This window comes from Actinoplanes sp. NPDC051343 (genome assembly GCF_044455125.1).
Lineage (GTDB): Bacteria > Actinomycetota > Actinomycetes > Mycobacteriales > Micromonosporaceae > Actinoplanes.
The window spans coordinates 57070-71385 of sequence record NZ_JBITEL010000004.1 but is presented as its reverse complement, the minus strand read 5'-3'; the positions used below and the strand labels follow the sequence as shown (position 1 = coordinate 71385).

Genomic DNA, 14316 nt, shown 5'->3' with positions numbered 1-14316 from the left:
CCGAGGAAGGGCCTAGTCGTCACCGGTCTCCTCCGATGCGCTTGGTGAGCAGGGCGTTGATGCCGGCCACGATCAGGATGATGATGAAGAGCGCCCAGGACATCGCGGCCGCGTACCCGAGGTTGAGGTCCTTCCAGCCGACCTTGTAGATCAGCTGGGCGATGGTCTGGAACTGGCCGGCCGAGCCACCCGAGGCGGCGGCCGGATTCTCGTCGAACATCATCGGCTCGTTGAACAGCTGCAGCCCGCCGATGGTCGACAGGATCACGGTGAACACCACGACCGGCTGGATCATCGGGACGGTGATCCGCCAGAGCTGGCGCCACGGGCCCGCGCCGTCGACCGCGGCCGCCTCGTAGACGTCCTTCGGGATCGACTGCATGGCCGACAGGTAGAGCAGCGCGTTGTAGCCGATCCACTTCCAGTTGACCATCGTGGCGATGGCGATCCAGCTGCTCCACTTCTCGGCCCGCCAGTCGAGCGGGTGGTCGTGACCGAAGCCGACCAGCGACAGGAACCAGTTGGCCATGCCGTTGTCGCGGGCGAAGAAGACCGAGAAGACCAGCGTCGAGGCGACCACCGGGGTGAGGTAGGGCAGCAGGATGCCGATCCGCCAGAACGAGCTGCCGCGCAGCTTGCGGTTGAGCAGGTTCGCGATGATCAGCGCGAGGAGCAGCTGGGGGACGCTCGACAGGATGAAGATGCCGAACGTGTTGAAGAGCGCGTTCCAGAAGTCGGAGTCGGTGAACAGCTGGGTGAAGTTGGCGAAGCCGGACCACCCGGCCTTGTCCGGTTCGTCGAGCCGCCAGTCGCGCAGCGAGACGACCGCGTTGAAGACGATCGGGAACAGCCCGAAGATCGCGAACAGCACGAAGAACGGCGCGATGAAGACGTACGGGATGGTCTTGGTGTCGAACCGGTGGAGCCAAAGCTTGGCCCGGCCCGGTTTCCGCGGCGACGCCGCGTGCTGCGGCGACGGCCGGAGCTGGGTGAGGGACACGGCCACTCCTAGGTAAGGGCGGGGCGGCATGCGCCGCCCCGCCTCACGAATTGGTGCTGATCCCTACTTGGCGGCCTTTTCGGCCTGCTTGACGGCCTCCGGCCAGGCGGCGTCGGGCTTCAGCCCACCCTGCTGTACGCGCGTGATCACGTTCTCGACCGCAACCCGGACCGGACCGTTCTTCTTGCCGAGGTACTGCGGCTTGAGGTTCTCCGCGGTGGCGGCGTAGATCTGGCCGGTCGGGGCGTTGTTCATGTACTCCTTCTTGTAGTCGAGCACCGCCGGGTCCTTGTAGAGGGCGGGCTGCGACGGAAGGTTGCCGACGGTCTTGAAGACCTCGATCTGCTGCTCCGGCTGGACCATCCACTTCACGAAGTCGGCCGCGGCGTCGATGTTCTTGCCCTGGGCCGGGATGGTCCACCAGGAACCGCCCCAGTTACCGCCGCCGCCGGGGATCGCGGCGATGTCCCACTTGCCCTTCTGCTCGGGCGCGGTGTCCTGCAGGTGGCCGAGCATCCAGGCCGGGCAGGCGATGACCGCGAACTGGTCCTTCTTGAAGCCCTGGTCCCAGTTCGGCTGCATGCTGGCGAGGTTGGCCGAGATGCCGGCCTTGACGGCCTTCATGCTGTAGTCGAAGGCGAGCTTCGGGCCGCCGTTCATCTGCAGCTGGTCACTCGAGTCGAAGTAGCCCTGCGGCTGCTGGGACAGGATCGGGTTCATCAGGTTGGTCGCCGAGTCGACGAACTTCTTGCCGGTCTTGTCGGTGTAGTTCTTGCCGACGTTGATGAAGTCGTCCCAGGTCGGCCAGAGCTTCGAGACGGCGTCGCGGTCGGTCGGCAGGCCGGCCTTCTTGAACAGGTCGTTGCGGTAGCACATGGCCAGGCCGCCGACGTCGGTGCCGAGGCCGATCTGCTTGCCGTCCGGCGACATCGACTCCTGCCATTTCCAGGACAGGTACTTGCTCTGGAAGTCGGCGCCACCCTTGTCCATGAAGTTGACGAACTTGTCGGCCTGACTACGGAACTGGACGATGAAGCCCTCGTCGACGGCCGAGATGTCCGGGGCGCCGTTGCCGGCGACCAGCTTCTTCTGCAGGTTCTCGTGCTGGACGTTGTAGTCGCCCGCGTTCAGCACGATCTTGACGTTCGGGTGGGCCGCCTCGTACTCGGCCTTGAGCTTGTCGAGGCCCATGTCGCCCCAGAACGCGACCTTGAGCGTCACGGTGCCGCTCTTGTCGCCGCCACCCTCGAGCTTCTGCCCGCTACAACCGGTAATCGCCAAAGTTGCGACGAGCCCTGCGGCGGCCAGCCGCAGACCTCGTTTGCCAAGCCGTTCCATCACGCCTCCACAGCGGAGAAAGTTTACTGAACCGGGTAAGTTTCAGTGACGCTAAGACGTGACTCAATGAGTGTCAATAGCGCGTTAAGCCCGTGGGTAAGCAGAACAAATCGGACATCGGATTTACAACAGGGCAGTGATCGGCAACACTTAACCGATCAAGCGTTAACCGTGACAGCCGTTTCCGAAACCGCGTAAAACCGTGAGAGCGCTCTACCGGGACCGAGGCCGGGCGCTCCATGGCGGCATGCGTCGGTAAGCTCGGGCGTGCGCCGGAAGGGCTCGGCAGGGACAAGAGGAGACCGAGTGAAGCGGCCTACGATCGCCGACATCGCGCGGCGGGCGGGAGTGTCCAAGGGCGCGGTGTCCTATGCGCTCAACGGACAGCCCGGTGTCTCCGAGGCGACACGTCAACGCATCGTGGCGATCGCCCAGGAGATCGGCTTCAACCCCAACAGTGCCGCCCGCGCGCTCTCCGGCGCCCGGGCCCGCGCCGTCGGCCTCACCCTCAACCGCCCGGCCCGCATCCTCGGCATCGAGCCCTGGTTCATGGGCCTGATCAGCGGCTTCGAATCCGAGCTGTCCGCCCGGTCCTACGGCCTGACCCTGCAGGTGGTCGGCTCCGAGGAACAGGAGATCGAGGTCTACCGCCGCTGGTGGGGCGAGCGCCGCATCGACGGCGTGATCGTGACCGACCTCCGCGAGGACGACATCCGCATCCCGGTCCTGCAGCAACTCCAGCTGCCTGCGGTGATCATCGGTGGCCCCGGCGAGACCGGCGACATCCCGCAGCTCTGGTCCGACGACGCCGGCGCGATCACCGAGGCGGTGCGCTACCTGGTCGCCCTCGGCCATCGCCGCGTCGCCCGGGTCGGCGGCCTGCCCGGCCTGCTCCACACGCAGGCCCGCACCCACGCGTTCGAGCAGGTCACCAAGGCACTTGGACTGGTCGAGGCGGTCACCGTGCCGTCCGACTACACCGGCGAGGAAGGCGGCCGGGCCACCCGGCGGCTGCTCATCGAGGCGGACCGGCCCACCGCGATCATCTACGACAACGACGTGATGGCCGTCGCCGGCCTCGCCGTGGCCCAGGAGATGGGCCTGTCCGTGCCCGGTGATCTGTCGATCGTGGCCTGGGACGACTCCCCGCTGTGCAGCCTCGTGCACCCGCCGCTGACCGCGCTCACCCGCGACATCGCCGAATACGGCGCGCACGCCGTGCGCCAGTTGCTGGCCGCGATCGACGGCACGCACCTCGGCAGCGTCGAGGCCGGCACCGCCCACCTGACCCCGCGAGGGAGCACCGCGCCGCCGCGCTAACTCGAGCGGTGGCTCTCCAGGTAGGCCTCGATCCGCTCGGCCGGGGCCGGGCGACCGAGCGCGAAACCCTGGCCGTAGAGGCAGCCGGCCCGGGTCGCCCGCTCGATGTGCTCGGCGGTCTCGAGCCCCTTGCCGACGATCTCCAGGCCCAGCCGGCGGCCCAGGCTCACGACGACATCGATGACCGCCGGTCCGCTCTCGGCGGGCGAATTGACAAGCGTCGCGTCCAGCTTGAGCATGTCGACCGGCAGCCGCCGAAGGTGGGACAGCGAGGCCTGCCCGGCCCCGAAGTCGTCCAGCGCCGCGCGTACGCCCAGCTTCCGCAGGCCGGCCAGCGAAGCCACGATGGCCGGCACGTCCTCGGCCACCCAGTCCTCGGCCACCTCGACGACCAATCGCTCGGGCGCCAGACCGTAACGCTTCAAGGTGCTCTCGACCCGGTTGGGGAACCGGGCCGTGAGCAACTCGCGCGGCGAAACGTTGATCGACAGCCAGAACGCGGTGTCACCGGTCTGCCAGGCGGTCAGATGCCGGCAGGCGGCGTCGAGCACCCACTCGTCGATCTCGGGCGCGATGCCCACCGCGCGGGCGATCGGCAACAGCTCGGCCGGCAGGATCGTGCCGAGCTGCGGGTGCCGCCAGCGCAGCAGCGCCTCCACCCCGACCGGCTGCTGGTCGCGCAGGTCGACCATCGGCTGGAAGACCAGGTCGAGCTCGCCCCGGTCGGCCGCACCGAGCAGCTGCTTCTCGAGATCCATCCGACGGTTGAGCTGCACCTCGACGTCGGGGTCGTACCACTCGACGCGGTCCCGGCCGAGCTGGCGGGCGCGGCGCCGGGCCAAATCGGCGTGCCGCAGCACCTCGTTGGAGTCTTCGCCGCCGGCCAGCTCGGCCAGGCCGACGCTGGTGTGCAGGTCGACGATCGAACGGGGCAGCGAGTACGGCTCGGCGAGCGCGGTCGTGATGCGGGTGGCCAGCGCGTACGCCAGTACAGCCCCGTCCGAGGTGAGCACCGCGAACTCGTCGCCGCCCAGCCGGGCCGGCACATCGCCCGGGGCGAGCAGCGCCCGGATGCGCCGGCCGACCTCGGTCAGCACGGCGTCGCCGGTCTCCCGCCCCTGCGCGTCGTTGATCTCGGCCAGGCCGTGCAGGTCGATCACCAGCAGACTGCCCGGCTGGCCGGCCCGGCGGCGGTGGTCGAGCAGGTCGCGCATCAACTGCCGCCGGTTGGCCAGCCCGGTGAGCTGGTCGGTCCACGCCATCCGGTGCAGGGTCTGCTCGAGGTGCTTGCGCTCGCCGACGTCGCGCACGTGCACCACCAGGGCGGCGACCTCGGGCACCGCGCGCTGGTCGGAGATCGTCGACTCGGTGTCGCGCCACAACTCGGCGCCGTCCCGCAGACGGGCGTTGACCAGCGCGGGCGGCCCGTCCTCATGGTCGCCGGAGACCACCGAGTCGATCACCAGCTGGGCGTCGGCCACGTCGTCCGGGTGGATCAGGTCGCGGAACGGCCGGCCGACCACCTCGTCGTCGTCGAGGCCGAACAGCCGGGCCGCGGCGGGCGACTGCCACTGCACCCGCTGTTCCTCGTCGAGCACCAGCGTCAGGTCGGTGGCGCCGGCGACCAGCGACCGGAAGTGCGCCTCGGCCACCCGCAGCTGACCCGCGTACCGCCGGATGTCGCGCACCACCAGCAGCTCCCGCATCACCAGGACGGCCACCATCGAGATGCCGAAGATGATCGCGGTGGTGTCGAACGACCAGACGGTGAAGAGGTGCCAGAGCGCGGCCACGACACCGACCGCGGCCGGCAGCGCCAGCAACGGATAACTGGCCAGATATTGGTCGGGGTGCCGCGGTTGCAGCGGCGGCGGGACGAGGTCGCGACGACCGCCACCGTCGGCGGTGGCGGCGAGGCCGATCACGATCGGCAGACCGAGCAGGGGTACGGCGATGCCACCGCGCCCGAGGATCTCCAGCGTCGTCAGGGCCCCGACCCCGATCAGCACGGCGATCGCCCCGAGGCCGCAACTGATGGTCGGCCAGCGGTGCGGGCGGCCACGCAGCACGGTCACCGTGACGATCGCGATGCCGGTGGCGGCCAGCATGGTGATCGGCAGAGTGGCCGGGTCGACCGACCTGACCGGCGGGATCAGATAGCCCGCGAAGGCCAGGCTCACGCCGAGCCCGATGCCGTCGAAGGCGCGGCGCAGCAGCACACCCCACCGGGTCGCGATGCCCGGCAGCAGCAGCGTGCCCTGGGCATAGAGCAAGGTCACGGCCCCGAAACCGAGGGTCGCCCCGAGCGCCGCGCCGTGCGACCCCAAGAGCGGGACGATTGCGGTCACGCCGGCGGCCAACGCGCCCAGCCCGACGAAACCGGCGCCGCGACAGGCCACATATGACTCGTGGGCGCGGTGGATCGCCCGCGCCGCCCGCAGCAGGTGCAGGCAGGCCCACAGACCGGTGCCGCCGACCGCGATGGCCAGGGCGGCCGTCCCGGGCGTGACGCCGGTCGCGCCGGCCACCAGCACCGCGACCGCGACCGCCGGCACGGCAAGCGAGGTCACCCGGCCGGGAAGCCGTCTGTGCTCGGGGGGTGGCACGGCCACGACGGAGATCCTCTGAGCGGGGGGTTCGAGGGGGCTCTGCACCAGGTCAACGAGCATCCCTCGAACAGGTTACGGCGACCGGATGGCCGGCGCATGGTCGGATCGTCGGGTATGGACAGGCGCTGGTCAATTCCCGGACACCGGGAGTACCCCGTCTGGGTGGCTGCCGGGTGGATGGGAGGATGGCCCGGTGAGTCGAAAGCCCCTCCTTCGCGTCCGCAAGACCGGCGCGCTGCTGGTCGCCGGCGTGATCGCGTTCGTGGGCACGGTCCCGCTGGCCGGCGCGTCCCGTCCGCTGGCCTGGGTGCTGGTCGTGCCGGCTGCGGTGATCGTCTGGGCCTGGCGGGCCGGCACCGACGTCCGGGAGGACGACCTGCGGGTCAAAGCGCTGGTCGGGAGCACCCGGGTGCCGTGGTCGAGCATCGTCGAACTCGCGCCGGACGAGCGGGGACGCATCTCGGCACTGCTCGACAACGGCAACGCGATCAGGCTGACCGGGGTGACCCGCGACAACCTGCCCCGGGTGCTGGCCGTGGCCGGCAAGTCCCCCGCGCCGGAGGAAGAGGTCAGTACCCCTCCGGACCCACAAGATTGATCAGCGGCTCGCCGGCCGCAAAGCGCCGCAGCTGATCGCCCGCCGCGGCGTACGCCCGGGCCGGGAAGCCGTCGACCGCCCCGCCGGTGTGCGGGGTCAGAAAGACATTGGGCAGATCCCAGAGCGGATGGTCCGGGGGCAGCGGCTCCGGGTCGGTGACGTCGAGGGCGGCGCTCAGTCGGCCCGACGACAGCTCGGCGACCAGCGCGCCGGTGTCGACGACCGGACCGCGGGCGGCGTTGACCAGCAGCGCACCGTCGGGCATGGCGGCCAGGAAGGCGGCGTCGACCAGGCCGCGGGTGCCGGCGGTGAGCGGCACCAGCAGAACGACCACGTCGGCGTGCGGCAGCAGGTCGGGGAGCGCGGTCACGTCGCGTACGCCCTCGGCCGGGCGCGCCGTGCGCGCAACCTTGGTGATTTTGACGTCGAACGGCGCCATCCGGCGCTCGATCGCGGCGCCGATCGAGCCCGCCCCGACCAGCAGGACCCGGGCCCCGGTCAATTCCGGCGTGGGCACGTAGCGGGCGCTCGCCCACTCCCGAGCTCGCGCGAACTGCGGAAACCGGCGCAGCGAGCCGATCGTGGCGCCCAGCACCCACTCGGCGACCGGCGCGTCATGCACGCCTCGGGCGTCGCAGAGCGCCACCCCGGGCGGCACCACGCCGATCCAGCCGTCGGCACCGGCCGAGAGCAGCTGGATCACCCGCAGACCGGTCATCCGGGACAGCAACTCCGGCCGGCGGGCCGCCGGGTCGAACGGCGGCACCCAGAACTCGACGCCGGACGGGTCACCGGGCAGCGCGCGGCCGTCCGGCGCCACCTCGACCGTGATCCCCTCCGGGAGCGGGCCCAGCAGCTCACGACCTTCAGAGTGAGAGATCCACACCAGCACGGCATCAACCTAGCGCTCAGCAAACGTCGCTACCCTGGGGGCGTCGACTCCCAAGGAGGGCGTGTGAGTGTGCGTAACCGCCGGTTCCGGGCCGTGGCGGTGGCCCTCGGTGCCGTGCTGGCGCTGACCACGGCGTGTGCCTTCGGGCCGCCCGGTCCGGACGAGGAGGGCGAGCCGCCCAACCTCCCGCCGCCCTCCGCGCCGTCCCAGGGCCCCGACGCCGGCGACGGCGATCAAGAGGTCGTGGTCACCGTGCTGGCCAAACACCTGGCGATCCCGTCCGGCATCGCCTTCCTGCCCGACGGGTCGGCGCTGGTCACAGAGCGTGACACCGCCCGCATTCTGCGGGTCGGCCCCGACTCCGACGCCGACGGCCTGACGGTCGCCGAGGTGCGCCGGCTCAACGAGGCGCAGCCGTCCGGCGAGGGCGGCCTGCTCGGCATCGCGGTCTCCCCCAAATACAAGACCGACAACACGATCTTCGTGTACTACTCGACGGCCAAGGACAACCGCGTCGCCAAGACCACGCTCAAGGGCAAGCTGCAGCCGATACTCACCGGCATCCCGCACTCGGCCGGCGCCGACGGCGGCGGGCTCGCCTTCGGCCCCGACGGATACCTGTACGTGGGCACCGGCGACGGCACCCCGACCGGCACCCAGGCGCCCAACGCGAAAAACCTCGGCGGCAAGATCCTGCGGATGACCACGGCCGGCAAACCCGCGCCGGGCAACCCGGTCAAGGCCTCCCTGGTCTGGGCGTCCGGCTTCCACGACGTGCTGGGCGTGGCGTGGGACAAGAACAAAAAGATGTACGCGACCGACAGCGGCCAGCCCAGGAACGGCGAGATCAACGTCGTCGACAAGGGCAGGAACTACGGCTGGCCCAAGGCCGACGGGCCGGGCAGCGACGCCAAGCTGACCAACCCGCTGCTCAGCTGGGCCTCCGCCGACTCCACGTGCGCCGGGATCGCGACGCTGGAACAGAACATCGCGACCGCCTGCCTCACCGGCAAGCGCATCTGGCTGGCCGGCGTGACCGCCAACGGCACGGTGCTCGGCAACCCGCAACCGCTGCTCGTCGGCCAGTACGGCCGCCTGCGGGCCCTGGCCGCCGCGCCCGACGGATCGATCTGGGCGAGCACCTCCAACCAGGAGGAGGGCGCCAGCCCGACCGCGGACGACGACCGCCTGATCCGGCTGGTCTTCTCCGACGGCGGCGCCGGCCGGAGCTGACATGCGCCTCTTCCCCGGCACCCCGGCCCACTTCCGGGCGGTGGCCGCCTTCCTCGCCCGCTGCATGCGCAACCGGTGGACCCGCCGGGTACGTACGGCCGCGATGGTCGGGCTGGTCAGCATCGGCGGCGTGATCATCGGGACGATGCTCTTCGCACACACCAACCTCGACGTGGGCCCGTTCCGCGCCGAGATGTCGATCAGCCCGTCCTTCAAGGGCGGCACCGAGATCGACATCCCGCCGCTCGGCTCGCTGCACCTCCGCAGCCACGACGGCCCGATCCACCTCAAGGTCAACCTGGGGTCGCTCGACCAGAACCGCACCGAGGCGCTCATCGACCGGCCGGGAGGCATCTCGGCGGCCGGGGAGAGCGCGGTCGACGACGTACGCACCGGGGTGTTGCGGCTCGGCGTGCGCACCCTCGGCATCGGGGTGCTCAGCGCGCTCGTGCTGGCCACGCTGATCTTCCGCAACGTGCGGCGGATCGCGGCGGCCGGCGTCACCGCGCTCGTCGTCACCGGCGGCAGCCTCGGCCTGGCGGCCGGCACGCTCCGGCCCGACTCGATCGCCGAGCCTCGCTACGAGGGCCTGTTGATCAACGCGCCCTCGGTGGTCGGCGACGCGCGCAAGATCGCCGACAACTACGGCCGCTACGCCGACCAGCTGCAGCAGATCGTCAGCAACGTGAGCCGGGTCTACACCACAGTGTCGGCGCTGCCCTCGTACGAACCGGCCGGCAACACGACCCGCATCCTGCACGTCTCCGACCTGCACCTCAACCCGTCGTCGTGGGGCCTGATCCGCACGGTGGTCAAGACGTTCGACATCGACGCGGTGGTCGACACCGGCGACGACGTCGACTGGGGCAGCGCGGCCGAGACGTCGTACGTCTCCTCGATCTCGACCCTCGGCGTGCCCTACATCTACGTGCGCGGCAACCACGACTCCAGCGCGATCCAGTCGGCGGTCGCACGGGAGAAGAACGCGGTCGTCCTCGACAACACGGTCACCACGGTCGACGGCCTGACCATCGCCGGCATCGGCGACCCCGAGTTCACCCCGGACAAGAGCACGACCGAGCCGCCGGAGGATCCGGCCACGTCGCCGCTGCTGCAGAGCGGCCGGCAACTGGCCGACACGGTCCACGGGCACGACAAGCGGGTCGACATCGCGATGGTCCACGACCCGGCGATGGCCCCGCCGCTGTCCGGGGTGGTGCCGTTGGTGCTGGCCGGGCACCTGCACCAGCGGCAGGTGAGCCTGCTGCCGGAGCCGTCACCCTCCCCGTCGGCGTCCTCCTCGGCGGAGGTCACGCCGCCGCCCTCGATCCCGCCCGCGGACCCGCCTGTACCGACCCGCTTGATGGTCGAAGGGTCGACCGGCGGGGCCGGGCTGCGCGGCCTCGAGAAGGACAAGCCGACGCCGCTGGAGCTGTCGGTCCTCTACTTCGACGAAAACCACAACCTGAAGGCGTACGACGACATCTCGCTGGGCGGCACCGGCGAGTCCAACGTGGAGATGCAGCGCAACGTCATCGGCGCCGACGACGACGTGCTGCCATCCCCGTCCGCATCCCTCGACCCGTCGTCGCCCTCGGTCGTTCCGGACAACCAGCCCAGCCGCTGACGTCGGTCCCGGCGCCGACCGACCGCCGGATCGGGGCCGGACCGCTGGGCACGGTGCGGGCAGGCGAGCGGACCCCGGGCGGCTTTCCGGTGCGCTAGAGGTACGCGGCCCGCCAGGCGCCGGTGGTGTGCGCCGCCGGGAGGGTCCGTCGTTGATGACGGCTGGCTGCTGCGCCGGGCCGCGGAAAGGTCGCCGGGTCTGGCTACGAGCGCACGCCTGGGTCACCGGCCACGGCATTACCTGGGTGCTGACCGACAACGGGTCCTGCTACAAGTCCCGGCTCTGGCACGACACCTGCACACAGCTCGGCGTCGCGGTGAAAAGGACCCGACCTTACCGGCCCCAAACCAACGGCAGGCTCTCCACCGCACCTTCAACGACGAATGGGCCTACACCAAGCCCTACACTCCGCCATCGGAGGAGCACCGGCCACCCGCGTACCTGACCTCTGAGCAGGACAGCTGGCGCCGGATGGCTCGGGGCAACTCCCGGAACAGCGAGCCACCCGCGGTTGTGGCCGACCGGGCCCGCCCGGTGGCGGCGGCAGCGAGGGTGACCCACCGCCTGGCGGGGCCGCTCCTCAGGGAGCGGCCCCGGCTCGGGCGGGACGGCTCAAATCCCGTACGGGAAAGGTTTTTCAGGAGGTGAGGCGGGAGAGGATCAGTTCGCGGACGGTCTTGGCGTCGGCCTGGCCGCGGGTGGTCTTCATGACCGCGCCGACCAGGGCGCCCGCGGCGGCGACCTTGCCGTCGCGGATTTTGGCGGCGATGTCGGGGTTGGCGGCGATGGCCTCGTCGACCGCGGCGGTCAGGGCGCCGGTGTCGGAAACCACCCCGAGGCCGCGGGCGGCCATCACGGCGGCCGGGTCGCCCTCGCCGGCGACGACGCCCTCGAGCACCGTGCGGGCCAGCTTGTCGTTGAGCTTGCCCTCGTCGACCAGCTTTTGCAGGGCGGCCACCTGGGCCGGGCTCGCGCCGACCGCGGCCAGCTCGATGCCCTGCTCGTTGGCCCGGCGGGCGAGCTCGCCCATCCACCACTTGCGGGCGCCGGCCGGGGACGCGCCGGCCGCGATCGTCTCCTCGATCAGCTCGACCGCGCCGGCGTTGGCCACCGACTGCATGTCGAGCTCGCTGATCTCCCATTCCTCGCGCAGCCGGGCCCGCTTGGCGCTCGGCTTCTCGGGGAGCGCCGCCTTGAGCTCGGCGACCCAGGCCGGGTCGGGCGCGATCGGCACCAGGTCGGGCTCGGGGAAGTAGCGGTAGTCGGTCGCCTCTTCCTTGGAGCGTCCGGCACGGGTGTCGCCGGTCTCCTCGTTGAAGTGGCGGGTCTCCTGGAAGATGCGGGTGCCCACGTCGAGCAGCGAGCTCTGCCGGATGATCTCGGAGCGGACCGCGCGCTCGACCGAACGCAGCGAGTTGACGTTTTTCGTCTCGGTGCGGGTGCCCCACTCGTCGCCCGGGAGGTTGAGCGAGGTGTTGACGTCGCAGCGCAGCGAGCCCTGCTCCATGCGGACGTCGGAGACACCGAGGGAGCGGACGATGTCGCGCAGCTCGGCGACGTAGGCCTTGGCGATCTCGGGGGCGAGCGCGCCGAGGCCGGGCACCGGCTTGGTCACGATCTCGACCAGCGGGATGCCGGCCCGGTTGTAGTCGACCAGCGACTCGGTGGCGCCGTGGATGCGGCCGGTCGCGCCGCCCACGTGCAGCGTCTTGCCGGTGTCTTCCTCGAGGTGCACGCGCTCGATGCCGATGCGGTAGGTCTTGCCGTCGACCTCGACGTCGACGTAGCCCTCGGTGCACAGCGGCTCGTCGTATTGCGAGGTCTGGAAGTTTTTCGGCATGTCCGGGTAGAAGTAGTTTTTCCGGGCCATGCGGCACCAGCTCGCGATGTCACAGTTGAGCGCCAGACCGATGCGGATCGTCGCCTCGATGCCGGCCCGGTTGGCCACCGGCAGCGCACCCGGCAGGCCCAGGCAGACCGGGCACACCTGGGTGTTGGGCTCGGCGCCGAAGTCGGTGCGGCAGCCACAGAACATCTTGGTGCGGGTGCCCAGCTCGACGTGCGTCTCCAGGCCGATGACCGGCTCGTAACGGCTCACCGCGTCCTCGTACGAGGGCAGAGCGGTCGTGGTCATTTGTGGGGCTCCCTTCAACCGGACAGGGACCAGACTATCGGGCGGGACCGACAGGTTTTCGCAAGCCCTGGAGCTGCCCCCACGAGTGATGATCATTTCTGTACGGTCTCCACCATGCGCCGCACGGCACTACTCATGTCTGTCTTTCTTCTCGCCGGATGCACGGCCCACGCACAAGGTGCACCCGCCCCCTCCGCCGCGCCCGTCGCGGCGGAAAAGGTCAACTACGCCCGGTGGGCCGCGGGCCGCTCCGCCCCGGTCGCCGACACCCTTTATCCGAAACACGGCAACCCCGCGCTCGACGTCCTGCACTACGGGCTCGACCTGTCGTGGGCGCCCGACACGACCACGCTGACCGGCACCGCGACCGTGCAGATCCGCCCGGTGACGTCGGCGTCGGAGATCAACCTCGACTTCAAGCCCTACACGCTCGACGGCGTGACGGTCGACGGCGTCAAGGCGGACGCCAAGGTCGTGAGCGAGAAGCTGATCGTGCCGGTGGCGGTCACCGCCGATCAGCCGGTGACCCTGGTCGTGCAATACCACGGCAAGCCGACCACCACGCCCCTGCCGTCGCACCGGGGCGACGCCGAGCCGCTCGGCCTCACCATCACCAAGGACAAGAGCCTCTGGACCATGCAGGAGCCGTACGGCGCCTACACGTGGTACCCGGCGAACGACCAGCCGTCCGACAAGGCGCTCTACGACATCAGCGTGGCCGCGCCCGCCGGCTGGTCGGCGATCGCGGCCGGCACCCCGGCCGGGCAGCAGGGCAACACCTTCCGCTACACCAGCGCGGTCCCGATGGCGTCCTACCTGCAGACGCTCGCGGTCGGGAAGTACAAGAAGATCACCGCGACCGGGCCGCACGGGCTGCCGCTGACGTACTGGTACCGCCCGGGCGTCGACGACAAGTTCCTGCCCTCGCTGAAGAAGTCGCCGCAGTTCATCAAGTTTCTCGAGGCCCACTACGGCAAGTTCCCGCTGCCCACCGCCGGGCTGGTGCTGGTCGACTCGGACTCGGCGATGGAGACCCAGCAGATGGTGACGCTGGGCGCCCGCATCTTCAAGAAGTGGGGCAAGGCCGAGTTGTCGTACTTCGAGGAGGACATCCTTCACGAGTACGCCCACCAGTGGTTCGGTGACACGATCACGCCGGCCACCTGGACCGACCTGTGGCTCAACGAGGGCTGGGCGCAATACTCGCAGTACCTGTTCGAGCAGAGCTCGCAGCACTTCAGCGACGCCGACCTCGAGGCCTTCCTGCGTCACTTCGACTCGGTCAACCGCAAGAAGCTGGGGCCGCCCGGCAAGCCCAAGGCGGCCAACTTCGCGGAGAACAACGTCTACCTCTGCCCGGCGACCATGCTCAAGGAACTCCAGGACGCGCTGGGCAAGAAGAAGTTCTTCCAGGTCGCCACCGCGTGGGTGCAGACCCGGAAATACACCACGCAGAGCCGGGCCACGTTCATCGCGTTCGTCAACCAGCAGACCGGCAAGAACTACACCAAGCTGATCAACAGCTGGCTGGACTCGAAGACGACGCCGGCGTGAAACCGGAATCG

Annotated in this window: 10 protein-coding genes and 1 pseudogene; 6 read left to right on the top strand and 5 right to left on the bottom strand. The window is 70.1% G+C overall.

What is annotated here, in order from left to right:
- Nucleotides 1-19: 19 nt before the first annotated feature.
- Both ACIA5C_RS14410 and ACIA5C_RS14405 read right to left on the bottom strand, forming a co-directional pair.
- Complete coding sequence (locus ACIA5C_RS14410; protein WP_396054489.1) at nucleotides 20-1000, bottom strand: carbohydrate ABC transporter permease; 981 nt, start codon at nucleotides 998-1000, stop codon at nucleotides 20-22.
- Nucleotides 1001-1063: 63 nt separating this feature from the next.
- Nucleotides 1064-2338 (bottom strand): extracellular solute-binding protein, encoded by a 1275-nt coding sequence (locus tag ACIA5C_RS14405; RefSeq protein WP_396054487.1) that lies wholly within the window; start codon nucleotides 2336-2338, stop codon nucleotides 1064-1066.
- Between the two features lie 306 nt (nucleotides 2339-2644).
- Here ACIA5C_RS14405 and ACIA5C_RS14400 point away from each other — a divergent pair, with 306 nt between their 5' ends.
- A complete protein-coding gene (locus ACIA5C_RS14400; RefSeq protein ID WP_396054485.1) occupies nucleotides 2645-3658 on the top strand; it encodes a LacI family DNA-binding transcriptional regulator in 1014 nt (337 codons plus the stop codon).
- On the opposite strand, the gene ACIA5C_RS14395 is transcribed toward ACIA5C_RS14400, so the two are convergent.
- Nucleotides 3655-6270, bottom strand: a complete 2616-nt coding sequence (locus ACIA5C_RS14395) for a putative bifunctional diguanylate cyclase/phosphodiesterase (protein WP_396054483.1) — start codon at nucleotides 6268-6270, stop codon at nucleotides 3655-3657. The genes ACIA5C_RS14400 and ACIA5C_RS14395 overlap by 4 nt on opposite strands.
- 190 nt (nucleotides 6271-6460) lie before the next feature.
- Here ACIA5C_RS14395 and ACIA5C_RS14390 point away from each other — a divergent pair, with 190 nt between their 5' ends.
- Nucleotides 6461-6865, top strand: a complete 405-nt coding sequence (locus ACIA5C_RS14390; RefSeq protein ID WP_396054481.1) for a PH domain-containing protein — start codon at nucleotides 6461-6463, stop codon at nucleotides 6863-6865.
- Here the strand turns inward: ACIA5C_RS14390 and ACIA5C_RS14385 are convergent.
- Entirely contained in the window at nucleotides 6837-7757 is a 921-nt protein-coding gene (locus ACIA5C_RS14385) for a 2-hydroxyacid dehydrogenase (protein ID WP_396054479.1), read from the bottom strand. The genes ACIA5C_RS14390 and ACIA5C_RS14385 overlap by 29 nt on opposite strands.
- Before the next feature lie 63 nt (nucleotides 7758-7820).
- Between ACIA5C_RS14385 and ACIA5C_RS14380 the strand changes: the two genes are divergently transcribed.
- The 3 genes and pseudogenes from ACIA5C_RS14380 to ACIA5C_RS14370 all read left to right on the top strand — a co-directional run.
- Entirely contained in the window at nucleotides 7821-8990 is a 1170-nt protein-coding gene (locus ACIA5C_RS14380; RefSeq protein ID WP_396054477.1) for a PQQ-dependent sugar dehydrogenase, read from the top strand.
- A 1-nt stretch (nucleotide 8991) separates the two neighbouring features.
- Nucleotides 8992-10617: a metallophosphoesterase gene (locus ACIA5C_RS14375; RefSeq protein WP_396054475.1), complete on the top strand. Its 1626-nt coding sequence runs from the start codon at nucleotides 8992-8994 to the stop codon at nucleotides 10615-10617.
- Nucleotides 10618-10816: 199 nt separating this feature from the next.
- Nucleotides 10817-11037, top strand: a pseudogene (locus ACIA5C_RS14370) (IS481 family transposase); the annotation flags it as partial.
- 217 nt (nucleotides 11038-11254) lie between these two features.
- Here the strand turns inward: ACIA5C_RS14370 and gatB are convergent.
- Complete coding sequence (gene gatB, locus ACIA5C_RS14365) at nucleotides 11255-12751, bottom strand: Asp-tRNA(Asn)/Glu-tRNA(Gln) amidotransferase subunit GatB (protein ID WP_396054473.1); 1497 nt, start codon at nucleotides 12749-12751, stop codon at nucleotides 11255-11257.
- 135 nt (nucleotides 12752-12886) lie between these two features.
- On the opposite strand from gatB, the gene ACIA5C_RS14360 reads away from it, so the two are divergent.
- Complete coding sequence (locus ACIA5C_RS14360) at nucleotides 12887-14305, top strand: M1 family metallopeptidase (RefSeq protein WP_396054471.1); 1419 nt, start codon at nucleotides 12887-12889, stop codon at nucleotides 14303-14305.
- Nucleotides 14306-14316: the final 11 nt, after the last annotated feature.

Excerpts from the sequence above, each read along its gene's own strand:
- gatB (WP_396054473.1), bottom strand. The coding sequence starts at position 12,751 with ATGACCACGACCGCTCTGCCCTCGTACGAGGACGCGGTGAGCCGTTAC.
- ACIA5C_RS14375 (WP_396054475.1), top strand. The coding sequence starts at position 8,992 with ATGCGCCTCTTCCCCGGCACCCCGGCCCACTTCCGGGCGGTGGCCGCC.
- ACIA5C_RS14405 (WP_396054487.1), bottom strand. The coding sequence starts at position 2,338 with ATGGAACGGCTTGGCAAACGAGGTCTGCGGCTGGCCGCCGCAGGGCTC.
- ACIA5C_RS14360 (WP_396054471.1), top strand. The coding sequence starts at position 12,887 with ATGTCTGTCTTTCTTCTCGCCGGATGCACGGCCCACGCACAAGGTGCA.